Source organism: Actinomadura vinacea (assembly GCF_039532545.1).
Classification (GTDB): domain Bacteria; phylum Actinomycetota; class Actinomycetes; order Streptosporangiales; family Streptosporangiaceae; genus Spirillospora; species Spirillospora vinacea.
Genome location: NZ_BAAARW010000011.1, coordinates 158,869 through 181,073, shown reverse-complemented (window position 1 = coordinate 181,073; position 22,205 = coordinate 158,869). Strand labels below are relative to the sequence as shown.

The 22,205-nt window shown below is 72.1% G+C and carries 21 protein-coding genes; 10 read left to right on the top strand and 11 right to left on the bottom strand.

Features of this window, described 5'->3' with window-relative positions:
- Positions 1 to 292 precede the first annotated feature (292 nt).
- Together aceE and ABD340_RS12550 are read left to right on the top strand one after the other, a co-directional pair.
- Positions 293 to 3,076: a pyruvate dehydrogenase (acetyl-transferring), homodimeric type gene (aceE, locus tag ABD340_RS12555; RefSeq protein WP_344589010.1), complete on the top strand. Its 2,784-nt coding sequence runs from the start codon at positions 293 to 295 to the stop codon at positions 3,074 to 3,076.
- A gap of 126 nt (positions 3,077 to 3,202) precedes the next feature.
- Positions 3,203 to 3,916, top strand: a complete 714-nt coding sequence (locus ABD340_RS12550; protein WP_344589009.1) for a hypothetical protein — start codon at positions 3,203 to 3,205, stop codon at positions 3,914 to 3,916.
- 8 nt (positions 3,917 to 3,924) lie between these two features.
- Here the strand turns inward: ABD340_RS12550 and ABD340_RS12545 are convergent, their stop codons facing one another.
- The 3 genes from ABD340_RS12545 to ABD340_RS12535 form a co-directional block, all read right to left on the bottom strand.
- The gene (locus ABD340_RS12545) at positions 3,925 to 4,308 is read right to left on the bottom strand and encodes a VOC family protein (protein ID WP_344589008.1); all 384 of its coding nucleotides are present in this window, start codon (positions 4,306 to 4,308) and stop codon (positions 3,925 to 3,927) included.
- Between the two features lie 95 nt (positions 4,309 to 4,403).
- A complete protein-coding gene (locus ABD340_RS12540; protein ID WP_344589007.1) occupies positions 4,404 to 5,108 on the bottom strand; it encodes a helix-turn-helix transcriptional regulator in 705 nt (234 codons plus the stop codon).
- 21 nt (positions 5,109 to 5,129) lie between these two features.
- A complete protein-coding gene (locus tag ABD340_RS12535; protein ID WP_344589006.1) occupies positions 5,130 to 6,086 on the bottom strand; it encodes an alpha/beta fold hydrolase in 957 nt (318 codons plus the stop codon).
- Between the two features lie 157 nt (positions 6,087 to 6,243).
- On the opposite strand from ABD340_RS12535, the gene ABD340_RS12530 reads away from it, so the two are divergent.
- On the top strand, positions 6,244 to 7,017 hold the full coding sequence (locus ABD340_RS12530; RefSeq protein WP_344589004.1) for a 3-hydroxybutyrate dehydrogenase: 774 nt from the start codon (positions 6,244 to 6,246) through the stop codon (positions 7,015 to 7,017).
- A gap of 11 nt (positions 7,018 to 7,028) precedes the next feature.
- Entirely contained in the window at positions 7,029 to 8,912 is a 1,884-nt protein-coding gene (locus ABD340_RS12525; protein ID WP_344589003.1) for a helix-turn-helix domain-containing protein, read from the top strand.
- A 3-nt stretch (positions 8,913 to 8,915) separates the two neighbouring features.
- On the opposite strand, the gene ABD340_RS12520 is transcribed toward ABD340_RS12525, so the two are convergent.
- Both ABD340_RS12520 and ABD340_RS12515 read right to left on the bottom strand, forming a co-directional pair.
- Positions 8,916 to 9,128, bottom strand: coding sequence for a DUF397 domain-containing protein (locus tag ABD340_RS12520; RefSeq protein ID WP_344589002.1), 213 nt, complete (start codon positions 9,126 to 9,128; stop codon positions 8,916 to 8,918).
- Between the two features lie 18 nt (positions 9,129 to 9,146).
- Positions 9,147 to 9,998 carry a helix-turn-helix domain-containing protein gene (locus tag ABD340_RS12515; RefSeq protein WP_344589001.1) on the bottom strand — a complete coding sequence of 284 codons (852 nt, stop codon included), beginning with the start codon at positions 9,996 to 9,998 and terminating at the stop codon, positions 9,147 to 9,149.
- Between the two features lie 168 nt (positions 9,999 to 10,166).
- On the opposite strand from ABD340_RS12515, the gene ABD340_RS12510 reads away from it, so the two are divergent.
- Positions 10,167 to 10,778 carry a hypothetical protein gene (locus tag ABD340_RS12510; protein WP_344589000.1) on the top strand — a complete coding sequence of 204 codons (612 nt, stop codon included), beginning with the start codon at positions 10,167 to 10,169 and terminating at the stop codon, positions 10,776 to 10,778.
- Positions 10,779 to 10,784: 6 nt separating this feature from the next.
- Here the strand turns inward: ABD340_RS12510 and ABD340_RS12505 are convergent, their stop codons facing one another.
- From ABD340_RS12505 to ABD340_RS12480, 6 genes are all read right to left on the bottom strand, one after another.
- Positions 10,785 to 11,786 carry a branched-chain amino acid ABC transporter permease gene (locus ABD340_RS12505; RefSeq protein ID WP_344588999.1) on the bottom strand — a complete coding sequence of 334 codons (1,002 nt, stop codon included), beginning with the start codon at positions 11,784 to 11,786 and terminating at the stop codon, positions 10,785 to 10,787.
- A complete protein-coding gene (locus ABD340_RS12500) occupies positions 11,783 to 12,646 on the bottom strand; it encodes a branched-chain amino acid ABC transporter permease (protein ID WP_344588997.1) in 864 nt (287 codons plus the stop codon). The genes ABD340_RS12505 and ABD340_RS12500 overlap by 4 nt, the downstream gene beginning before the upstream one ends.
- Positions 12,647 to 12,655: 9 nt before the next feature.
- Complete coding sequence (locus ABD340_RS12495) at positions 12,656 to 13,894, bottom strand: ABC transporter substrate-binding protein (protein ID WP_344588996.1); 1,239 nt, start codon at positions 13,892 to 13,894, stop codon at positions 12,656 to 12,658.
- 12 nt (positions 13,895 to 13,906) lie between these two features.
- Positions 13,907 to 14,614 carry an ABC transporter ATP-binding protein gene (locus tag ABD340_RS12490; protein WP_344588994.1) on the bottom strand — a complete coding sequence of 236 codons (708 nt, stop codon included), beginning with the start codon at positions 14,612 to 14,614 and terminating at the stop codon, positions 13,907 to 13,909.
- Positions 14,601 to 15,383: an ABC transporter ATP-binding protein gene (locus ABD340_RS12485; protein WP_344588992.1), complete on the bottom strand. Its 783-nt coding sequence runs from the start codon at positions 15,381 to 15,383 to the stop codon at positions 14,601 to 14,603. The genes ABD340_RS12490 and ABD340_RS12485 overlap by 14 nt, the downstream gene beginning before the upstream one ends.
- Positions 15,384 to 15,685: 302 nt before the next feature.
- Entirely contained in the window at positions 15,686 to 16,714 is a 1,029-nt protein-coding gene (locus ABD340_RS12480) for a PHP domain-containing protein (RefSeq protein WP_344588990.1), read from the bottom strand.
- Between the two features lie 82 nt (positions 16,715 to 16,796).
- On the opposite strand from ABD340_RS12480, the gene ABD340_RS12475 reads away from it, so the two are divergent.
- The 5 genes from ABD340_RS12475 to ABD340_RS12455 all read left to right on the top strand — a co-directional run bounded on the left by ABD340_RS12475 (position 16,797) and on the right by ABD340_RS12455 (position 22,181).
- Positions 16,797 to 18,137 (top strand): sensor histidine kinase, encoded by a 1,341-nt coding sequence (locus ABD340_RS12475; protein WP_344588988.1) that lies wholly within the window; start codon positions 16,797 to 16,799, stop codon positions 18,135 to 18,137.
- Complete coding sequence (locus ABD340_RS12470; protein WP_344588986.1) at positions 18,134 to 18,817, top strand: response regulator; 684 nt, start codon at positions 18,134 to 18,136, stop codon at positions 18,815 to 18,817. The genes ABD340_RS12475 and ABD340_RS12470 overlap by 4 nt, the downstream gene beginning before the upstream one ends.
- 133 nt (positions 18,818 to 18,950) lie before the next feature.
- Positions 18,951 to 19,907 (top strand): alpha/beta hydrolase, encoded by a 957-nt coding sequence (locus ABD340_RS12465; RefSeq protein ID WP_344588984.1) that lies wholly within the window; start codon positions 18,951 to 18,953, stop codon positions 19,905 to 19,907.
- Positions 19,908 to 19,921: 14 nt separating this feature from the next.
- Complete coding sequence (locus tag ABD340_RS12460; RefSeq protein WP_344588982.1) at positions 19,922 to 21,058, top strand: acyltransferase family protein; 1,137 nt, start codon at positions 19,922 to 19,924, stop codon at positions 21,056 to 21,058.
- Between the two features lie 91 nt (positions 21,059 to 21,149).
- Positions 21,150 to 22,181, top strand: a complete 1,032-nt coding sequence (locus ABD340_RS12455; protein WP_344588980.1) for an alpha/beta hydrolase — start codon at positions 21,150 to 21,152, stop codon at positions 22,179 to 22,181.
- The last annotated feature ends 24 nt before the right edge of the window (positions 22,182 to 22,205 follow it).

The following is a 22,205-nucleotide window of genomic DNA, read 5'->3' as shown; positions in this document are numbered from 1 at the left end:
CCGTCCGGGCGTGGTGCTCTGTAGTTGCGGGTTCGTACGGTTCCAGCTTCGTACGTCTTCCCTGCCTCGCCAAGGGGGGTCCCAAACCCGCTCCGACCAGCGCGCTCATGGTCGACGCACCCGCGTTGACCGGGGACAATGGTTACTGGCTGGTAGAGATGCGTTAGCCGAAATAAACGGCGACGATGGGGATCACGAACCACCACGGCCGACAGTCGTACAGCGAGGCCGCCGCCGACTCACCGGGCGGCGCCGGTCTCACCAGGAGAACGGTAAGCGCAGAGGGGACCCCGTGGCTTCCGGACGTCAACGCTATTCGATCATCAGTGACGGCCTGCCGAGCCAGCTGCCGGACATCAACCCGGACGAGACCCGGGAGTGGCTGGAATCGCTCGACACGGTGATCAAGACCGAGGGCCGCAGCCGGGCACGCTACGTGATGCTCCGGCTCCTGGAGCGTGCCCGCGAACAGCAGGTCGGGGTGCCCGGCCTGCGCAGCACCGACTTCATCAACACCATCCCGCCCGAGCACGAGCCCTGGTTCCCCGGCGACGAGCACATCGAGCGCCGGATCCGCGCCTACATCCGGTGGAACGCGGCGATCATGGTGTCCCGGGCCAACCGTCCCGAACTGGGCGTCGGCGGGCACATCGCCACCTACGCCTCGGCCGCCTCGCTCTACGAGGTCGGCTTCAACCACTTCTTCCGCGGCAAGGACCACGGCGAGTCCGGCGACCAGGTGTTCATCCAGGGGCACGCGGCCCCCGGCATCTACGCCCGCGCCTACCTGGAGGGCCGCCTCCCCCAGGAGAAGCTGGACGGCTTCCGGCAGGAGATGTCGCATCCCGGCGGCGGCCTGTCGTCCTACCCGCACCCGCGGCTGATGCCGGACTTCTGGGAGTTCCCCACGGTGTCCATGGGCCTGACCGCGATCGACTCGATCTACCAGGCCCGGTTCAACCGCTACCTCTACAGCCGCAAGATCAAGGACACCTCGCGGTCGCACGTCTGGGCGTTCCTGGGCGACGGCGAGATGGGCGAGCCGGAGTCGCTGGGCGCCATCGGGCTGGCCGCCCGCGAGGAACTGGACAACCTCACCTTCGTCGTCAACTGCAACCTGCAGCAGCTGGACGGCCCGGTACGCGGCAACGGCAAGATCATCCAGGAGCTGGAGTCGTTCTTCCGCGGCGCCGGCTGGAACGTGATCAAGGTGGTGTGGGGCCGCGACTGGGACCCGCTGCTCGCCCAGGACGCCGACGGCGTCCTGGTCAACAAGATGAACACCACGCCCGACGGCCAGTTCCAGACCTACACCGTCGAATCCGGCGCCTACATCCGCGACCACTTCTTCGGCGACGACCCGCGGCTGCGCAAGATGGTCGAGCACCTGCCCGACGACGACCTGCGCAAGCTGTCCCGCGGCGGGCACGACTACCGCAAGGTGTACGCGGCGTTCAAGGCCGCCCGCGAGCACGTCGGCCAGCCGACCGTGATCCTCGCGCACACCATCAAGGGCTGGACGCTGGGCCCCGACTTCGAGGCCCGCAACGCCACGCACCAGATGAAGAAGCTCACCAAGGCCGAGCTGAAGGAGTTCCGCGACCGGCTCTACCTCGACATCCCCGACTCGGCGCTGGAGCAGCCCCTGCCGCCGTACTACCACCCGGGCGAGGACTCCGACGAGATCGAGTACATGCGGGAGCGGCGCGCCGCGCTGGGCGGCTTCCTGCCCAAGCGGGTCGTCCGGGCCAAACCGCTCAAGCTGCCCGGCGACCCGGTGTACGCCGAGCTGAAGAAGGGCTCCGGCAAGCAGAACATCGCCACCACCATGGCGTTCGTCCGGCTGCTCAAGGACCTGATCAAGGACCAGAACATCGGCGCGCGGTTCGTCCCGATCGCCCCGGACGAGTACCGCACCTTCGGCATGGACTCGCTGTTCCCCACGTCCAAGATCTACGCCCCGCACGGGCAGACCTACGAGGGCGTCGACCGCAAGCTGCTGCTCGCCTACAAGGAGTCCGAGCAGGGGCAGATGCTGCACGAGGGCATCAGCGAGGCGGGCTCGATGGCCTCCGCCATCGCCGCCGGCACCGCCTACGCCACGCACGGCGAGCACATGATCCCGGTCTACATCTTCTACTCGATGTTCGGGTTCCAGCGGACCGGCGACCAGATGTGGGCCCTGGGCGACCAGATGGGCCGCGGCTTCCTGCTCGGCGCCACGGCGGGCCGCACCACCCTCACCGGCGAGGGCCTCCAGCACGCCGACGGGCACTCGCCGCTGCTGGCGGCCACCAACCCGGCCTGCGTGCACTACGACCCGACCTGGGCGTTCGAGCTGGCCCACATCGTCCAGGACGCGCTGCGCCGGATGTACGGCTCGTCCGAGGAGCACCCGCAGGGCGAGAACATCTTCTACTACCTGACCGTCTACAACGAGCCGTACCAGCAGCCGGCCGAGCCCGAGGGCCTGGACGTCCAGGGCCTCCTCAAGGGCCTCTACCGGCTGCGAGAGGCCCCCGAGACCGAGAACGGCCAGTCGCCCAAGGCCCAGATCCTGGCCTCCGGCGTGGCGGGCCGCTGGGCCCTGGAGGCGCAGCGGCTGCTGGCCGAGGAGTGGAACGTCGCCGCCGACGTGTGGTCGGCCACCTCGTGGAACGAGCTGGCCCGCGAGGCCCAGTCCTGCGACGACTGGAACATGCTGCACCCCGACGCCGAGCAGCGCGTCCCGTACCTCACCCGCACCCTGGAGAACGTGCCCGGCCCGATCGTGTCGGTGTCGGACTACATGCGGGCCGTACCGGACCAGATCGCGCCGTGGGTGCCCGGGGACTACTCCTCGCTCGGCACCGACGGGTTCGGGTTCTCCGACACCCGCGCCGCCGCCCGGCGGTCCTTCCACGTGGACGCGGCGTCGATCGTGCTGGCCGTGCTCACCCGGCTCGCCCGGGACGGCGAGGTCAAGCCGGAGACGCTGCAGCAGGCGATCGAGCGCTACCAGCTGAACGCCGACGTCAGCACCGTGTTCGCGGGCGGTGTCGGCTCCCCCGAGAGCAACACGGGAGGCGACGCCTGACGCACCACCGGGTGGCCGTGATCACGGAGGTGTAGGCCGTGATGACGCCGCAGCGGCCCGGTACGTGGGGGCTTCCGGGGCTCCCCAACGGTCCCGGAAGCCCCCGCCTTTTGCTTTCATGGCCCGATGACCACGCGGGACGAGGGGCGCATGCGGTTGCGGGCGCTCGCACGCGCCGTTCCCGGACCGCGCGGCCCGTCCCGGGTGCTGGAACCGCGCCGCCCCCCGCACGGGCTGTGGATCTGCCCGCCGTCGTCCGGCAATCTCGGGCTCATCGTGGGCTCGCGGGCCGGGCTGCTGCATCTGGGCGCCTGGTTCCGGATGGCCGCGATCAGCCCGCGCAGCCTCGTCCACCTGCCCGTCGGGGGGCCGCGGCCGGAGGCGGTCCCGTGGTACGGCCCGCCCGAGCGTTCGGCCGACCTGGTGATCATGCGTTCGGATCTGGGGCTGCGGCCGTCCGCCTGGCCGGGGGTCAGACGGCGCCTTCCCGGCGGACGCCCGGTCACCCTCCGCCCGCCGCCGCCTCGCGATCCGCACGGCGAACCGCGCGGCGGTCTCGGCCTTGCCGAGCCCGGGCGGGCCCTGCTGGTCAGCGGCCCGGCGGCGCTGCTGCTGCACGTCGGAGACGTGCTCAACGCCGCCGGGGAGTGGATCGCCTCCGACCGGGACGTCCGCCGCCAGGGCTGGTCGCTGCTCGCCTCGCTGACCGGCCTGCTACGCGACGGCGGCCCCGCCCCGCAGCATCCAGAACTGGACGTGGTGGGTGCCGACCCCCTCTTCCACAAGAGCCTCCACCGCAAGCGCGCCCGCTCCAGTACAGACAACCGGACAACGCCCTGAAAGGTCGGTCAGGTGGCGGGGACGGCCGGGGGTGTGAACACGCCGAACTGGTTGCCGGCCGGGTCGTTCAGGTAGGCGAACACGAGGCCGCTGCCGGCTGTCGTGGGCGCGAGCGTGACCTTGCCGCCGAGCTTCTCCGCCGCGGCGCACGCGGCCGCCACGTCCTCGACCACCACCAGGAACATCGCGTGGTTCTCGGCGCCGCCGCCGGTGTGGGCGATGCCGCCGCTGGGGGCCTCGGCTCCGGCGAACTTGATCAGGTCGTAGCCGTCGGAGTCCGGGTCCAGGGTGAACTTCCACCCGAAGAGCCCGCCGTAGAACCGCTGCGCGCCCTCGGAGTCGTCGGTGCCGATCTGGAACCAGCTGACGGTGTCGTACGCGGGTGCCTGCATGATCTCCTCCGTGTCATAGATCGTGTCACTGCGACCACGGTCCGGCAGGCGCGCGACAGCCCTCTGTCGGTGTTTCCGAACAGATTTTCGGATCCTCAGACGAGTTCCAGCGGGCGGACGACGTAGTGCGGCGGGGCGTCGTCGAAGTCCTCGAAGCACCGCTCGGGCGCGGTCTCGTCGAGCAGCGACGCCCGGCGGACCCGGTCGATCCGGAACACCCGCGAGTCGGCGCGCAGCCGGCACCAGCCGATGAGGTACCAGCCCTTGGCGGCGCCGGTGAAGGCCACCGGCTCGATGTCCCGCTCGGTCTCGGCGCCGTCCCGGTCGACGTAGGTCAGCCGCACCACCCGCCGCGCCGACATCGCCTCCTCCAGGACGGCGGGCACGGACGCCGGCTCGCCGGTCGCCGGGTCGGCCAGGAACCGGATCCGGCCGGCCAGTTCGCGCGCGGTGGCGCCGTCGGCGGCCGACATCGCGGTGACGATCTTGTGCAGCGCGGTGCGGGCGGACCGGGAGAACGGCGAGCCGCCGGCCCGGCCCAGCATGATGGCGATCGCGACGGCCTCGGCGGGAGTGAAGTTGAGCGGCGGCAGGGTGCGGCTCTTGTCGAGGGTGTAGCCGCCCTTGCGGCCCACGTCGGCGAAGATCGGCACCCCGGCCTGCTGCAGGGCGCCGATGTCGCGCTCGATCGTCCGCGGGCTCACCTCGAAGCGGGCGGCCAGATCGCGGGCGCTGACCCGGCCCGGGGCGCGGGCCCGCAGCTCCTCCACCAGGGCGTACAGCCGGTCGGTACGGTTCACCCGGCAGACCGTACGCGCCGCCTATGACAATCCGCTCAGGAAGGCGATGAGGGCCTCGTTGACCTCGGCGGGACGCTCCTGCTGCGTCCAGTGGCCGCATCCGGCCAGCCAGACCGTGCCGCGGAGGTCCGGGACGAAGTCGGCGAGCCGGTCGGCCGCCGTCCGGGCGCCCCCGGCCGCCACCGGGTCGCGGTCGCCGCCGATGAAGAGCGCGGGCGGGGTGACCGGGGCCCGGTGCCAGGCGGCGGTCAGCTCCCAGTTCCGGTCGAGGTTGCGGTACCAGTTGACGGGGCCCGTGAAGCCGGCGTTCTCGTACTCGCGCACGTACACCGCGATGTCCTCGTCGGTGAGCCAGTCCGGGAGCCGCTCCGGCTCGGGGCACACGTCGACGAACCCGCCGCCCTCGGGGACGATCGGCAGCGTCCCGCCGGCCTCGCCGGACGCCGAGTACAGCACGCGCCGGAACGTCGCGGCCCGGTCGCGGTCGAAGTCGGCCTCGGGCACATCGGGCCGCTGGAAGTGCACCATGTAGAAGCCCTCGCCGAACATCTCCCGCATCGCCCGCACGGGCGGCCTGGAGCCGCGCGGCCGGTGCGGCACCGACAGGCCGACCACGCCGCGCACCCGTTCGGGACGGAACTGCGCGGCGCCCCAGGCGACCGGAGCGCCCCAGTCGTGCCCCACGATCACGGCCCGCTCCTCGCCCAACGCGTCGATCAGCCCGACCGCGTCGCCGACCAGGTGGTGGATCGTGTACTGGCCGGCGTCGGCGGGTCCGCCCGTCCGGGCGTAGCCGCGCTGGTCGGGGGCGACGGCGTGGTAGCCGGCCGCGGCGAGCGCGACGAGCTGGTGCCGCCACGAGTACCAGCATTCGGGGAAGCCGTGCAGCAGGAGGACGAGCGGCCCGGATCCGGCCTCGGCGACGTGCATCCGCAGGCCGCTGGTGGACTCGACGAAACGGTGGGCGATCTCGGCCATGACGGCACCTCCACGATGATCGGCGGGCCCCCCGAGGCTAAGGCCTGTCTCGACATGGCCTCAGGTGCCTCAGGTGTGGCGCCCCACATGGGACGGGGCCTGATTGTGTCGGTCCGCTCCATAGGAGGGAGGGGCTCACGCTCCGTAAATTCGGCGCATGACACCCCAGACGGAGGCCCGTCCGGGCCTCGCCGGGCGCACCGCCCTGGTCACCGGCGCGGCGGGCGGTATCGGCCTGGCCTGCGCGCGCCGGCTCGCGTCCGCCGGGGCCCATGTGGTGGTGGCCGACATAAGGGCGGAGGCGGCCGAACAGGCCGCGGCGGCGATCGGCGGCACGGCCCGTGCCGCCGACCTGGCGGATCTGGACGCCGCCGACGCGCTGGCCCGCGACCACGCGCCCGACATCGTGGTCAACAACGCCGGGTTCCAGCATGTGGCGCCGCTGGAGGAGTTCCCGCCGGAGACGTTCTCACGGATCATGCGGACCATGGTGGAGGCGCCGTTCCGGCTGGTCAGGGCCAGCCTGCCGGGCATGTACGCGCGCGGCTGGGGCCGGGTCGTCAACATCTCCTCGGTGCACGGGCTGCGGGCCTCGCCGTACAAGGCGGCGTACGTGGCGGCCAAGCACGCGCTCGAAGGGCTCTCCAAGGTGATCGCGCTGGAGGGCGCCGCGCACGGGGTCACCTCGAACTGCGTCTGCCCCGCCTACGTCCGCACGCCGCTGGTGGAGGGGCAGATCGAGGACCAGGCGCGGTTGCACGGCATGTCGCCCGGCGCGGTGACGGCCGAGGTGCTGCTGGCCAGGGCGGCGGTGAAGCGGCTGGTCGAGCCCGAGGAGGTCGCGGAGCTGGTCGCCTACCTGTGCGCACCGGCCGCCGCGATGATCACGGGTGCCTCGCTGACCCTCGACGGGGGATGGACCGCGCATTGACAATGTCCCCTATGACCTGCACCGTCTTCCTCGAGCTGCTGGCCCGCGAGGCGTCCCCGGTCGAGTTCGAGGGGCCGCTGGTGGAGGCCCGCGCGGCGGGCGCCGGCGCCGAGACGCTCGCGGAGCTGGAGGCCGCCAAGCTCGCCGCCCTCCGGGTCCGCACGATCATGCGGCGGCACGCGCGGCGCGAGGCGGAGCTGGCGGCGCTGTTCGACACCGCCGGCGACCTGGCCGGGCTGCGCGACCACGACGCGGTGCTGGAGGCGATCGTGCGCCGCGCCCGGCGGCTGCTGAACGCCGACATCGCCTACATGACGCTGAACGACGACGAGCGCGGCGACACCTACATGCGGGTCACCGACGGGTCGGTCTCGGCGGCGTTCCGCCGGCTGCGGCTGCCGATGGGCGCCGGACTGGGCGGACTGGTGGCGCAGACCGCGATGCCGTACACCAGCGCGCACTACCTTGAGGATCCGCAGTTCCGGCACCGCGAGTTCATCGACACGGCGGTGGCCGAGGAGGCGCTGGTCGCGATCCTGGGCGTGCCGATGAAGCTGGGCAACCGGGTGATCGGTGTGCTGTACGCGGCGAACCGCAGCGAGCGGCCGTTCGATCCGGAGGAGGCGGTGCTGCTCGGCTCGCTGGCCGCGCACGCCGCCGTCGCGATCGACAACGCCCGGCTGCTGGAGGAGACCAGGACGGCGCTGGAGGAGCTGAGCGCGGCGAACGCGGTCGTCCAGGCGCGCAGCGCGGCGGTGGAACGGGCCGCGCAGGCGCACGACCGGATGACCGCGGTGGTGGTGCGGGGCGGCGGCGCCGAGGACGTGGCGGCCGTGGTCACCGAGATCCTCGGCGGGACGCTGCACGTCCTGGACGCCGACGGGGGCACCCTGGCCGCCTCCGGCGCCCCCGCCCCGCTGGACGGCGCGGAGCTGTCCGGCGTGATGGCGGCCGCGTACTCCATGCGCGCGCAGGGCCGCACGGTGCGGCGCGGTGATCTGTGGATCGCGTCGGTCTCCACCGGCGACGAGGTGCTCGGCACGCTGGTACTGCGCGCCCGCGAGGAGGTCTCCGACGCCGACCAGCGCATCCTGGAACGCGCGGCGCTGGTCACCGCGCTGCTGATGCTGCTGCGGCGCAGCGTGACCGAGGCGGAGGGGCGGGTCCGGGGCGAGCTGCTGGACGACCTGCTCGCCGGCCGGGTCACCGACGCCCTGAAGTCCCGCGCGCACCGGGTGAACGTGGATCTGGAGGAGCCGCACGTGGTGCTGTCGGCCCGGTGCGCGGCGCCGGAGCATCGCGGACGCGCCGCGTTCTGGGCCGCCTCGCACGCCGCGGTGGCGCACGGCCTGGCGGCGGCGCGCGGCGAGGAGATCGTGCTGCTGCTGCCGGGCGGGCGTCCGGGCGAGGCGGCCCGGCGGGTCGCCAAGGAGCTGGGCGCCTCGCTGGGCGCGTCGCCGGACGCGCCCGTAACGGTCGGCGCCGCCGGGCCGGTACGCGCGCCGGACGGGATCGCCGCCGCGCACGAGGAGGCGCGGCGCTGCGCTGAGGCGCTGCTGGCGCTGGGCCGGGCCGGGGACGGCGCGGGCACCGCCGAGCTGGGCTTCGTCGGCCTGCTGGTCGGCGCCGACCGCGACGTCGGCGGCTTCCTCACCGCGACACTCGGCCCGGTGCTCGACTACGACGCGCGCCGCGGCACGACGCTGGTCCGGACGCTGGAGGACTATTTCGGTACCGGCCGCAGCCTGTCGAAGACGGCCGAGCGGCTGCACATCCACGTCAACACCGTCACGCAGCGGCTGGACCGGGTGGCCCACCTCCTCGGCGACGACTGGCAGTCCCCCGAGCGCGCCCTGGAGATCCAGCTCGCGCTGCGCCTGCACCGCCTCCGCTAGGCGTCAAAGGTCGAGCTCGCCGCGTTTCACCTTTCGCAGGAACGCCGCGAACTCCTCGCCGCCGAACCGGCACGTCCCGCCGCCGGGGTCCTTGGAATCGCGGACGAGAACGCCCGTGCCGCGCCGCGGCGACGCCGCCAGCTCGACGCAGTCTTCCCATTTATCACTGTGCGTGCTCTTGCGCCAGGACGGCGCCGGCCCTTGAAAGGTGGTCATCGTCTATTACCGATATTTCTACTGATATTCACTGGATATCTTCCGGATCATCTCGCGCGAGCCGTCCTCGTCCAACGCGCTCGACGAGATGTGCTCGAACACATGGGTGTATTCGAATACCTTGGCCTCGTCCTCGATGATGAGGCTGCCGCTCATCTGGCTGATGTAGATGACCGCGGGGTACTCCGGCTCCTGGAAGTCGAGAACGCTGAAGCTCTGCGACGTGGAATAACCCCTTTCGAAGGGAAAGACCTGGAGCCGCACATTGGGCAGCGCCGCCACCTCGAGCAGATACTCCAACTGGCGGCGCATCACGTCCGCCGAGCCTATTCTACGGCGCAGCGCCCCCTCGTCGAGGACGACGTGCAGTTCCAAGGGCTCGAACGACCGGATCCGACTCTGCCGCTGCATCCGGACCTGGACCACCAGGTCGACCTCACTGGGGAGCAGCGGCGGAATCGCGGCCTCGCTGATCGCGCGCGCGTATTCCTGGGTCTGCAGCAGGCCGTCCATGATGTTGACCCGGTAGGTGCGCATCTTCTGCGCGTCGGCCTCCAGGCCGATGAACGCGGAGTACTTGTCCGGGAGGATGCCGCTGTGGCTCTCCCACCAGCCGCGTTCGCGGGCCGCCTTCGCCAGCTTCACATAGCGCTCCGCGGCCTCGCCCGTGATGTCGTAGAAGTCCAGCAGCCGGTTCAGGTCGTTGACCGTGATGAGCGTGTAGGCGGTCTCCAGGCGGGAGACCTTCGCGGTCGACCAGCCGAGCTCGGCGGCCACCTCGTCCATGTTCCGTCCTGCGCTCGTCCGCAGCTCACGGAGTTCCCGGGCAAGCTGGCGCGCCCGCACTGAGGGCGACTGCCGAGCGGCCATGACGACCTCCGAATCACCGGCCGGATGCATCCCTGCATGCAGCCTCTCACGGATGCGTGCATGCATGCGTGCGTGGAATTCTACATGCAAGCTTGCATGCACGCATGCGTTGGTTGACAATGCATACATACGGGGCGAACCGCGCCAGTGACAGGAGGCGGGGGCGACATGCGGGCAATGGAAACGAGCGGCGGGGTGTACGTCGCTCCGTCCGGTGACCGGCTGACGTACCACTTCCTGGTCGCGGTCGACATCGAGGGGTTCAGCACGCTGAGCGCCGCGCAGCAGAAGCGCATCCAGGCCGACCTGCACACGGTCCTGGAGAACGCGGCGGAGGCGGCGGGGCTCGACCGGAACTCCTGGCTGCGGCAGGTCGGCGGCGACGGCGAGCTGGCGATACTGCCGTCGGAGACCGACGGGCTGCGCCTGCTGGTGGCCTATCCCCGCGCGCTGGCGATGGCGCTGGCCCGCGTCAACCGGCGGCGCGCCCGGCGGCTTCGGCTGCGGCTGTCGATGCACCACGGGCCGCTGTCGGACGGGGTGTTCGGCGCGGTCGGCCGGGCCCCGATCGTGGTCTCCCGGCTCGTGGACGCCGACGTCCTGCGGCAGGAGTTGCGCGACCGTCCCCGGCTCGACCTCGTCCTCATCATGTCGGGGTCGCTGTACAGCGACGTCGTCGAGACCGAGTTCGGCGGGCTGGATCCCAGCGAGTTCCACCGGGTCGACGTGCACGCGAAGGGCGTCACCTATCCCGCCTACATCCATCGCGCGGTCCGGTAGGGCCGATCAGGTCCGGGCTTTCACCGCCTCCCGTTCGGAGGTGGACGGCGTGGGAGTACCCGAAGAACGCCGGGACGCGCGCACGCCCCAGAAGTGACGCGCGGTCCCCCAGATGCCGCGGCGGAAGAGCAGCACGACGACGATGAAGATGGAGCCGGTCACGATGCCGATCTCCTGGAAACCGGCCGTGGCGAGGTAGTCGTGCAACTGGACGACCAGCGCCGCCCCCACTGCGGCGCCCCACAGCGTGCCGATGCCGCCGAGGACGACCATCATCACCGCCTGCCCGGACGTCGTCCAGTAGACCTCCTGCAGGGACGCGAAGCCGTGGCTTATGGCGAAGAGGCCGCCGGCGATACCGGAGAGGGCGGCGGACAGAACGAAGGCGAGCAGCTTGTAGCGATCCACCGGATAGCCCAGGGCACGAGCACGCGCGGGGTTGTCGCGAATGGACACCAGGACGCGTCCAAAGGGAGACCGGACGATGCGCCAGGCGGCGAAGAGCCCGAACAGCACGAACGGCAGGCCCGCGTAGTAGAAGAAGAACGGGTCGGACAGGTCGACTCCGAAGAGTTCGCGCGGGATGCCTTGAAGCCCGTTCTCTCCCCCTGTGACGTCCCGCCATTGGTTGGCGACGAAGTACACCATCTGGGCGAACGCCAGGGTGACCATGGCGAAGTAGATTCCGCGCAGGCGCACCGAAAGGAATCCGATCGGCAGCGCGAGCACCGCCGCGAACACCGCACCGCCCAGGATGGCCAGCGGGAACGGCAGGCCGGAGTGCAGCGCGATCAGGCCGGTGCAATACGCGGAGCCGCCCCAGAACGCGGCGTGCCCGAACGACAGCAGTCCGGTGAAGCCGAGCAGCAGGTCGACGGCCGCGGCGAACAGCGCCCAGCAGGCGATGTCCAGGGCGACCGGCGGATAGACCATCCAGGGCAGGGCGAGGGCGGCGAAGAGGCCGGCGGCCAGCAGGACCGGGCGCCCGGCCAGCTTGGACAGGATCAACGGAACGCCTCCTCGCGTCCGAACAGCCCGGCCGGGCGCCACAGCAGGACGGCGGCCATGAGGATGAACACCAGGGTCTGGGAGAGCGCGGGCGTGTACAGGTTGCCCAGCGCCGACACCAGCCCCACCGCGAACCCGGCGGCGACCGAGCCGAACACCGAGCCGAGCCCGCCGATGACGACGACCGCGAACACCGTGATGATCAGGTCGGCGCCCATCAGCGGGTTGACCGCGCGCATCGGCGCGGCCAGCACCCCGGCGAACCCGGCCAGCGCGATCCCGAAGCCGAAGACCGGGGTGACCCAGCGGCCCACGTCGATGCCCAGGGCACGGGTCAGCTCGGGCCGTTCCGTGGCGGCGCGGACGATCATCCCGACCCTGGTGCGGGTGAGGACGACCCAGACCGCGCCGCACACCACCGCGGACACCGCCAGCACGAACACCTGGTACGCGGGGTAGCTGAACACCACCAGGTCGATGGAGCCGCCCAGCGCGGACGGCCGCGGATACGGTTGGGACTGCACGCCGTACTGCCGCTTCACCAGGTCCTGCAGGATCAGCGCCAGGCCGAAGGTGAACAGGAAGTTGTAAAGCGGATCCAAGGGCGTGAGCCGCCTGATGAAGAGCCGCTCCAGGACGACCCCCACGGCTCCTAGGACGACCGGGATCAGCAGCAGGGCGAGCCAGAAGTTCACGCCGAACGAGTCGAGCAGCACGAACGCACCGAACGCGCCAAGCATGTAGAAGGCGCCGTGGGCGAAGTTGACCACGCCGAGCATCCCGAAGATGACGGCCAGGCCGAGGGCGAGCAGGGCGTAGAACGCCCCGCCCACCAACCCGTTGAAGGCCTGCTGGAGCATCCCGGCCGCCTACAGCTTGCAGGCCGCGTCGGGCTGCGGCTGGAAAGCCTCCGCCGCCGGAATGGTCTTCAGGATCCGCTGGTAGTCCCAGGGCTCCTTGACCTCGCTGGACGGCTTCACCTGCGCCAGGTACGAGTCGTGCAGCAGCAGGTGGTCCTGGGCGCGGATGGTGCCGTTGCGGGCGAAGACGTCCTCGACCTTGCGCCCTTCCAGCTGCTTGACGACGTCGTCGGAGGCGTCGGTGCCGCCGCGCTGAACGGCCTCCAGGTACTGCAGGGCGGCCGAGTAGTTGGCGGCGTGCACAGAGGTGGGCCGTTTCCCCGTCTTGGCCTGGAACTTGTCGGCCCAGGCGCGGTTCTGCGGGTTGGCGTTCCAGTACCAGGCGTCGGTGAAGCGCGTCCCGGCCATGGCGTCCGGGCCGAGCGAGTGGATGTCGGTGAGGAACATCAGCCCGGCGGCGAGCTGCACGCCCTTGTCCTTGAGCTTGTACTCGTTGTACTGCTTCACCAGGTTGACCAGGTCACCGCCGGCCTGCATGGTGCCGAGCACCTGCGGCTTGGGGTTGAGGCCGGGCGCCTTGAGCAGGAACGTCGAGAAGTTGTCGTTGGGGAACGGCGCCGGGTCCGCCTTCACGACCTTGCCGCCCGCCCCCTGCACGGCCGCGGTGAACGTCTTGTTCATGTCCTGCCCGAACGCGTAGTCCGGGTAGACGACGTACCAGTTCTTGGCGCCGTCCTGCGTCAGCGCCCTGCCGGTGCCGTGCGCCAGCATGTAGGAGTTGTAGCCGTAGTGGAAGGTGTACTTGTTGCACTGCTTGCCTTCCAGCTCCGTCGTCGCGGCGCCCACGTCTATGAAGACCTTCTTCTTGTTCTTGGCGACGTTGGCGACGGCGAGCGCGGCCGAGGAAGTCGGCACGTCCAGGATGATGTCGGCGCGCTTCCGGTCGTACAGCTCCTGGGCCTTGGAGTTGGCCACGTCGGGCTTGTTCTGGTGGTCGGCGGCGACGACCTCGACCTCCTTGGCGGCGGCCTTGCCCCCGTACTTGGCCTTGTAGTCGGCGACGGCCATCCGCACGGCCTCGACGCTGTTGCGGCCGGACAGGTCGGCGTAGATGGCGGACTGGTCGTTCAGCACGGCCAGCACCACCTTCCCGTCGCTGATCTTGCCTCCGCCGCCGCCCGGTCCCCCCGCGCAGCCGGCCAGCAGCACTCCCGCGGCCGCGAGGCCGCCCCAGCCAATGAGTCTCATCGGGGTTCTCCTCTAGATTCCGAGATAGTCGAGCAGCTCGTGTTCGCGCTCGCGGACCTCGTCGTTGTCCAGCGATTCGACGATCCGGCCCTCGGCGAGCAGGTAGTGGCGGTCGGCGACGGTCGCGGCGAAGTGCACGTTCTGCTCGATCAGCAGGACGGTGACCCCGGCCGCCTTGACCTCGCGCAGGATGTCGCCGATCTGGGCGACGATCAGCGGCGACAACCCCTCGGTGGGCTCGTCGCACAGCAGCAGCCGGGCGCCCATGCGCAGCACGCGGGCGAGGGCGAGCATCTGCTGCTCACCGCCGGACAGCTTGGTCCCGGGAAAACGGCGCCGCTCGCGCAGGCGCGGAAAGGTGTCGTAGACCCGTTCCAAGGGCCACGGCTCCGCCCCCGCGGTCTTGGCCGTGAGGGGCAGCAGGAGGTTCTCCTCCACCGACAGCGTCGCGTAGATGCCGCGGTCGTCGGGGACGTAGCCGAGCCCGCGCCGCGCCCTGCGATGCGGGCTCAGGGCCGTGATGTCCTCGTCCAGGAACGACACCGCGCCGGACACCGGGTGCACTGGATGCAGACCCATCAGGCAGCGCAGCAGCGTGGTCTTGCCGGCGCCGTTACGGCCGACCAAGGTGACGATCTCGCCCTTGCCGACGTCCAGCGACACCTCGCGCAGCGCCTGCGCCTCGCCGTACCAGGCCGACAGTCCGTCAACGCGCAGCATGGGAGTCTCCGAGGTAGGCGGCGATGACGCGCGGGTCGTTGCGGATCTCGCCGTACGGGCCCTCGGCCAGGACGGCTCCGTGCTGGAGCACGGTCACCTTGTCGGCGAGGCTGGCGACGACGTTCATGTTGTGCTCGACCAGGACGACGGTGCGTCCGGTGCGGATCCGGCGGACCAGCTCGACGGTGCGGTCGACGTCCTCCACGCCCATTCCGGCGGTCGGCTCGTCCAGGAGCAGCACCTTGGGGTCGAGGGCGAGCGCGAGCGCCAGTTCGAGCGCGCGTTTGCGCCCGTACGAGAGGGCCCCGGCCAGGGTGTCGCCGTGCTCGCCGAGCCCCACCTGGTCGAGCAGCTCCGCCGCGCGCGGGGCGAACCGGTCCAGTGCCCGGTCCGAACGCCAGAACCGCCAGCCCAGTCCGGTGCGGCTCGCCAGCGCCAGCTCCACGTGCCGGCGCGGCGTCATCTCGGCGAACAGGCTGGTGATCTGGAACGAGCGCGCCACGCCCAGCCGCGCGATCGTCTCGGGACTGCGCCCGGCCAGCTCGCGGCGGCCCTCCAGCAGCACGCTGCCCGCCGTGGGCCGCAGGAACCCGGTCAGCAGGTTGAACAGGGTCGTCTTGCCAGCGCCGTTCGGGCCCACCAGCGCGTGCACGTCGCCGGCCGCGATGTCCAGGTCCACGCCGTCCACGGCCCGGAACCCCCGGAACTCCCTGACCAGACCCCGCGCCGTCAGAACGGGGGCCGGGCCTTCCCCGCGTTCCTCTGCCATGCGCCCTCCTAGCGTTCAGGACGTGACCGGGCCCACACCCGGGACGCCGTGACCGTGAACGCTAGGTCGCGCGGGGTGACGCGGCCATGTGACCGCTCCACACATTCGGACGACCCGATAAGGGAGTGACTCACACCACACTCCGGCCGTCCAGGGGCCACACGCCACGGCCCGCGGGCATGTGGACGGGGCGGCGCGGCCGCCCGTGCCGGCATGGGGGCACCGCCCACAGCGCCCCGGCCAGAGTGGTCTCCGCACACGTGGGCGGGCTCACGGCCTGACAGGGACCACGGCCAGGCGGTTCAGCGCGCTCCGGTCGTCCAGTCCAACAGGTCGCCGACGGAAAGGGTGTTGACGACGCGTTCCGGCGGCACGCCGCAACGGGCCGCGCGCTCGCAACCGTGGGGCTGCCAGTCGAGCTGGCCCGGCGCGTGCGCGTCGGAGTCGATCGAGAAGCGGCACCCGGCCTCGAACGCCAGGCGGAGCAGCCGCTTGGGCGGGTCGAGCCGCTCGGGACGCGAGTTGATCTCGACGGCGACGCCGTACGCCGCGCAGGCGTCGAAGACCAGCGCCGCGTCGAACTCCGACTCCGGCCGCAGCCCGCCCCGCTTGCCGCCCGCCTTCACGATCCGGCCCGTGCAGTGCCCGAGGACGTTCACCCGCGGGTCGGCGACCGCGGCGACCATCCTCCTGGTCATGGCGACCTTCTCCATGCGCAGCTTGGAGTGGACGCTGGCCACCACCAGGTCGAGCCGGTCGAGCAGATCGGGCTCCTGGTCGAGAGAGCCGTCCTCCAGGATGTCGACCTCGATCCCGGTGAGGATCCGGAACGGCGCCAGTTCCTCGTTCAGTTCCGCGACCACGTCGAGCTGCCGGCGCAGCCGCTCGGCGGACAGGCCGTTGGCGACCGTCAGGCGCGGCGAGTGGTCGGTCAGCGCGATGTAGTCGTGGCCCAGACCGCGTGCCGTCTCGGCCATCTCCCGGATCGGCGACCCGCCGTCCGACCAGTCGCTGTGGGTGTGCAGGTCGCCCTTGAGCGCGGCGCGGAGCGCGGCCGTCGAGTCGTCCAGCGGCTCCCCCTCGGTGGCCTCCAGCCGCCGCAGGTACACGGGCACCTCGCCGCGCAGCGCCTCCTCGACCACCAGGGCGGTGACCTTCCCGACCCCGTCCAGCCTGGTCAGCGTGCCCTCGCTGGCCCGCGACTCCAGTTCGCCGGGCGGAAGGCCCGCGACGACGTCGGCCGCCCGCCGGAACGCCCGCACCCGGTAGGTCGGCTCCTGCGCGCGCTCCAGCAGGAACGCGATCCGGCGCAGCGCCTCGACTGGTTCCACGGACGCACCGTACCCAGGTACTACAAGGTCATGGCACCGTGGTCGCATTCGGGATGTCCTGCCCGGCCTCTAGCCTGAGCGCATGACCAGCGAGAACAGCGGCGGCGCCGGAGAGACGCTCCGGCTCGTGACGCGGCCGGTGGCCTGGCCGTTCGCGGCACTGGTGACCGGTAAGGCCGATCCCCTCCCCGCCGAGCGCCCGTGGCCGTCCTGGTTGCGCTGGACGCGCCGCGCCGGCGTCGGGCGGCTGCCGTACGGCCTGGTGCTCCAGATCGTCGACCTGATCATCGCGGTGAGCGTGCTGTTCGGCACCTACCAGCTGTTGCAGACCCAGGTCGCGAAGACCAATACGTACGGTCCGGACTGGTACCTGTTCCTATGGTCGGCCGCGCTGGCGGCGCCGGCGGCGCTGCGGCAGCGCCATCCGGTCGGGGCCTGGCGGCTGTCGGCGCTCGCGCTGCTGGTCACGTCGTCGCACAGCTGGATGATGGACAAGCCGAGGGACGTGCCGTACGTGCCCGGCGGGGTGTTCGTCCTGATCCTGTGCCTGTACGCGGTGGCGCTGCGCAGCCCTCGCGGGGTCACGATCGGCGCCGGCCTGGTGCTGTTCGCCGGGGCGCTCGCCTTCGACTCGCACACCGCGGCCGGCGCGGCGGTGCTGATCACGCTGCCGCTGCTGTTCGGCCATCTGGTCCGGCAGCGCCACCTGACCCGCCGCGAAATGGCCGAACGGGTCGAGGCGGCCGAGCGCGAGTTGGCCGAGCAGGAGCGCCGGCACCGCGACGCCGAGGCCGTCCTGAAGGAGCGGCAGCGCATCGCGCGCGAGCTGCACGACGTGGTCGCCCACCACATGTCGATGATCGCGATCCAGGCGGAGGCCGCGCCGTACACCGTCCCCGAGATGCCCGACAAGATCCGCAAGGATCTCGCCGAGATCCGCGGGACCGCGCTGGACGCGCTCACCGAGATGCGACGCATCCTCGGCGTGCTGCGCGCGGAGGACGGCGCGGAGACCGCCCCGCAGCCCGGCCTGGACCGGCTCGACATGCTGTTCTCCGGCGCGCGGGTCAGCGGGCTGTCGGTCTGGACGAGCCTGGACGGCGACCTCGACGGCGTGCCGCAGGGCGTCAGCCTGAGCGCGTACCGGATCGTCCAGGAGGCGCTGAGCAACGCGATGCGGCACGCCCCCGGGGCGAGGGTCGACGTCGAGCTGATCCGCAAGGAGGCCATCCTCCTGCTCAGCGTGATCAACGGGCCCGCGGCCGACGGGCACCGGCCGACCCCGTCGCCGCCCGGCAGCGGGCACGGGCTCATGGGGATGCGGGAACGTGCCACGATGCTGGGCGGCGGCCTCACCGCCGAACCGACCCCCGAAGGAGGATTCGCCGTGACCGCGACGCTCCCGCTGGGACCGGAGGCATGACGATCAAGGTCGTGATCGTCGACGACCAGGGCATGGTCCGCACCGGTTTCGGGGTGCTCCTGAACGCCCAGCCCGACATCGAGGTCGTCGGCGAGGCGGTGAACGGCGAGGAGGGCCTGCGGGTCGTCGCCGAACTGGCCCCCGACGTGGTCCTCATGGACGTGCGGATGCCCGTCATGGACGGCCTGGAGGCCACCCGCCGGCTGCTCGCCGACGCCCAGGGCGACGGCGACGGCGAGCGGACCGGCCCGAAGGTGCTGATGCTGACCACCTTCGACCTCGACGACTACGTGTACGAGGCGCTGCGCGCGGGGGCCAGCGGCTTCCTCCTCAAGGACGCCTCCGCGACCGAGCTGTCCGACGCGGTGCGCGTCATCGCCGCCGGCGACGCGCTGCTGTCCCCGTCGATCACCCGCCGGCTGATCGCCGAGTTCTCCCGGCTGGGCGCTCCGCGCGCGCCGTCCCGCAAGCGGATGGAGGAGCTGACCGAGCGGGAGACCGAGGTGCTGACGCTGGTCGCGCGCGGCCTGTCGAACGGCGAGATCGCCGCCGAGCTGGTCGTCGCGGAGCAGACCGTCAAGACGCACTTCGGCCGCGTCCTGATGAAGCTCGGCCTGCGCGACCGCCCGCAGGCGATCGTGTTCGCCTACGAGACGGGCCTGGTCCGCCCCCGCGAGTAAGGGGTGAGGGGTCACCGCCCTCATACCGCGGTCGTACGCGGGAAGACCGCTCCGCGGGTTGATCTCCGTTACGGGGTCCGATTTCTACCTTCCTGCTCAGTGAACGAATCGCTGAGCAGGAAGGACGCTCCCCGTGCGCACCGTCCACCGCAGGACCGTCGCCACCCTGATGGCCATGGCCGCGGTCGCCACGACCGCCGCCGTCCCGGGACGGCCGGAGCCCTACGCGGCACCCGGAGCCGTGCCCGCGCTGTCGGGGGCGTCCTCGCTCGCGGCCCGGTTCGCCGCCGCCGAGCGGGAGATCCGGCGGGCGTACGCGGACGCGGCGCGCGCTGAGGACCGGGGGCGGGTCAAGGCCCTGTCGGGTCTGCTGGCGCCGGGCCGCAGGTTCCTGTCGTTCGACGCGCGCGGCCACGGCCGGGCGGTCGAGGTGCTCGGCGACCTGGCCCGGGCCGACCGGGTCGCGGTCGTGGTGCCGGGCGCGGACGGCCTGCTCACCAACTTCGACTCGTGGAAGTGGGCGGGCGGCGGCGCCCGTTCGCTGCGGCAGGAGGCCGGACGGGTCGCGCCCGGTACGCGCCTGGCGGTCGTCGCCTGGCTCGGGTACGACTCGCCGTCCACGCGCAGCCCGGCCGTCCTCACCGACGGGCGCGCCGCCGACGCGGCGCGGGAGCTGAACCGCTTCGTCACCGGCGTGCACCGCGTCAACGGACGGGCCGGTGTCGCGCTGCTCTGCCACAGCTACGGGTCGGTGGTGTGCGGCAAGGCCGCCCCCGAGCTGGCGCGACGGCGGCTGCCGGTGGACGAGGTCGCGCTGTACGGCAGCCCCGGCGTCGCCGCCCCGACCGCCGCGGCCATGAAGTCGCGGGCCCGGGTCTGGGCGGGACGGTCGAGCGGCGACTGGACGCGGTTCGTGCCCAAGGTCCGCATCGCCGGGATCGGTCTCGGCCATGACCCGGTCGCGCCGTCGTTCGGCGCGCTCCGCTTCGACGCGGGGTCGGGCCCGCACAGCGCCTACCTGCGCCCCGGCTCGCGCTCGCTCGGCAATCTCACGCTCATCGCGCTCGGCCGCGACGCGCAGGTCAAGTGAACAGGAGGTCGTCCATGCTCGCCTCTCTTGAGTCACCGTCCGGTAAGCCCGGGCTGGTCACCCGCATCAACGCCGCGACGCCGCCGGGCCGCGACCGGGCCGTGGACGCGCTGCGGGCGCTGGCCATCCTGGGCGTGGTGCTCGGCCACTGGCTGGTCACGGCGTTCGTGACGGCCGGCGACGGCACCGAGCTGCGGGTGACGAGCCCGCTGAAGCAGATGCCGGAGATCACCCCGATCTCCTGGGTCTTGCAGACCCTGGCGGTGTTCTTCCTCGTCGGCGGCTACACGGCGGCCAAGGGGAACAGGCCGGGCGAGCCGTGGGTGCGGCGGCGGGTGGCGCGGCTGCTGCGGCCGGTGCCGGCGCTCCTGCTCGCCTGGGTCCCGGCGACCGCCGTGCTGCTGTGGGCGGGTTTCTCCGCCGGCACCGCGCGGGTGCTGGTGAAGCTGGTGCTGAGTCCGCTGTGGTTCCTGGTGGTGTACGGCGCGCTGACCGCGCTCGCCCCGCTCATCATCGCGTTCTGGCGGCGGGCCGGGCTCTGGGGCGTCGCCGTCCCGGTCGCCGTCACCGCCGGGATCGACCTGGCCCGCTTCGGGTTCGAGGGGCCGGCGTGGCTCGGCTGGGGCACGGTCCTGACGGGCTGGCTGGTGCCGTTCTACCTGGGGATCGCCTGGGCGGACGGGGCGCTCGGCTCGCGCCGCGCCGCCGCGTCCATGCTGGCCGGGGGCGCCGCCGCCACGGCCGCGCTGGTCCTTTTCGCGGGCTACCCGGCGAGCATGGTCGGGGTGCCGGGGGCGGAGGTGTCCAACCTCAACCCGCCGACGCTCGCGGCGGTCGCGTTCGGGGTCGCGCAGGTCGGACTCGCGCTGCTCCTCCGGGACCGGCTGGAGGGCTGGATGCGGCGGCCCCGGGCCTGGGCGGCGGTCGCGCTGGCGAACCTTTCGGCGATGACGGTGTTCCTCTGGCACCAGACTGCCATGATGTTCGTCACGGTCGGCGTGTTCGTCCTGGCCGGGCCGATGCCGGGGCTGCACTCCAGGCCCGGCGACCTCGGCTGGGCGGTCGACCGGCTGTGCTGGCTGCCGGTGTTCGTCGCCGCGCTGGCCGGGCTGTGGGCCCTGGCGCACCGGTTCGAACGGCCCCGGCGGTGATCCCGGGGCGCGGCGCGCCCCGTACCTCCCAACACGCAGACGAACATCCGGTGCGCCGAGCATCCCCGGCCATCCGGTAGAAAGACGGACCATGCCGCCGCCACGCAAGACCTCGACGCGCGCCCGACGGCTGCGACGGGCCCTGGCCTGCGCCGCGACGTTCGCGGGAGTCCTGCTGACGACCGCCGGGACGGGCCACGCCGACCCCTACGCCGCGCCCGCTGCGGTCCCGTCGCTCAGTTCCGCGACGCTCGATGTCCGCTACGTCGCCGAGCGGCGCCTCATCGAGGGGGCGCTGCGCACCGCGCGGGAGGTCGGCGACCGCGACCGGGCCCGGGCGCTGGGCGGTTTCCTGCGGCCCGGCCGCCGGTTCCTGTTCTTCGATCCGCGCGGCCGGGGCCGCGCCATCGAGGTCGTCGGCGACCTGGCCGCGGCGCGCCGGATCGCGCTGATCGTGCCGGGCGCCGACACCACCCTCAGCGCGTTCGACCGGCGGGCCGGCAAGCCCTGGTCGACGCCGGGCGGCGGGGCGCGGGCCCTGTACGACCAGGCCAGGAACGACCAGGCCACCAAGGCCGGGGGCGGGCTGGCGGTGGTGGCCTGGCTCGGGTACACCGCGCCGCGGACGTTCAGCAGCGACGTGCTCACCGACGAGCGGGCCGAGCACGGCGGCCGCGAGCTGCGCGAATTCCTCGGCGGCCTGCACAAGGTCAATCCGGGCGCGCGGGTCGGGCTGCTGTGCCACAGCTACGGCTCGGTGGTCTGCGGCCGCGCCGCCCTCGAAGGGCGCGGCCCCGCGCGGAGGGCGTGGCGGTCGGTCACCGACATCGCGCTGTACGGCAGTCCCGGCACGACGGCCTGGTCCGCCGGGCGCCTCGGCGGCACCGCCCGGGTGTGGGCCGGGCGCGGCGCCACCGACTGGATGGAGGACGTGCCGCACGTGCGGATCCTCGGGCTCGGGCTCGGCCCGGACCCGGTGTCGCCGGCGTTCGGCGCGCAGGTCTTCGACGCCGGTCCCGGCGGCCACAGCGACTACCTCGAACCCGGTTCCACGTCCCTGCGCAACCTCACCGACATCGCCCTCGGCCGGCCGTCGGACGTGACGCGGATCTCCCCGGCCTGATCCCCGGCCCGCCCCGCGGCACGC

Coding starts and splice junctions, on each gene's coding strand:
- ABD340_RS12535 (WP_344589006.1), bottom strand. CDS start 6,086: ATGGCCGAGATCGCCCACCGTTTCGTCGAGTCCACCAGCGGCCTGCGG.
- ABD340_RS12550 (WP_344589009.1), top strand. CDS start 3,203: ATGACCACGCGGGACGAGGGGCGCATGCGGTTGCGGGCGCTCGCACGC.
- ABD340_RS12530 (WP_344589004.1), top strand. CDS start 6,244: ATGACACCCCAGACGGAGGCCCGTCCGGGCCTCGCCGGGCGCACCGCC.
- ABD340_RS12460 (WP_344588982.1), top strand. CDS start 19,922: ATGCTCGCCTCTCTTGAGTCACCGTCCGGTAAGCCCGGGCTGGTCACC.
- ABD340_RS12495 (WP_344588996.1), bottom strand. CDS start 13,894: ATGAGACTCATTGGCTGGGGCGGCCTCGCGGCCGCGGGAGTGCTGCTG.
- ABD340_RS12515 (WP_344589001.1), bottom strand. CDS start 9,998: ATGGCCGCTCGGCAGTCGCCCTCAGTGCGGGCGCGCCAGCTTGCCCGG.
- ABD340_RS12490 (WP_344588994.1), bottom strand. CDS start 14,614: ATGCTGCGCGTTGACGGACTGTCGGCCTGGTACGGCGAGGCGCAGGCG.
- ABD340_RS12520 (WP_344589002.1), bottom strand. CDS start 9,128: ATGACCACCTTTCAAGGGCCGGCGCCGTCCTGGCGCAAGAGCACGCAC.
- ABD340_RS12470 (WP_344588986.1), top strand. CDS start 18,134: ATGACGATCAAGGTCGTGATCGTCGACGACCAGGGCATGGTCCGCACC.
- ABD340_RS12455 (WP_344588980.1), top strand. CDS start 21,150: ATGCCGCCGCCACGCAAGACCTCGACGCGCGCCCGACGGCTGCGACGG.
- ABD340_RS12510 (WP_344589000.1), top strand. CDS start 10,167: ATGCGGGCAATGGAAACGAGCGGCGGGGTGTACGTCGCTCCGTCCGGT.
- ABD340_RS12525 (WP_344589003.1), top strand. CDS start 7,029: ATGACCTGCACCGTCTTCCTCGAGCTGCTGGCCCGCGAGGCGTCCCCG.
- ABD340_RS12500 (WP_344588997.1), bottom strand. CDS start 12,646: ATGCTCCAGCAGGCCTTCAACGGGTTGGTGGGCGGGGCGTTCTACGCC.
- ABD340_RS12545 (WP_344589008.1), bottom strand. CDS start 4,308: ATGCAGGCACCCGCGTACGACACCGTCAGCTGGTTCCAGATCGGCACC.
- ABD340_RS12475 (WP_344588988.1), top strand. CDS start 16,797: ATGACCAGCGAGAACAGCGGCGGCGCCGGAGAGACGCTCCGGCTCGTG.
- ABD340_RS12485 (WP_344588992.1), bottom strand. CDS start 15,383: ATGGCAGAGGAACGCGGGGAAGGCCCGGCCCCCGTTCTGACGGCGCGG.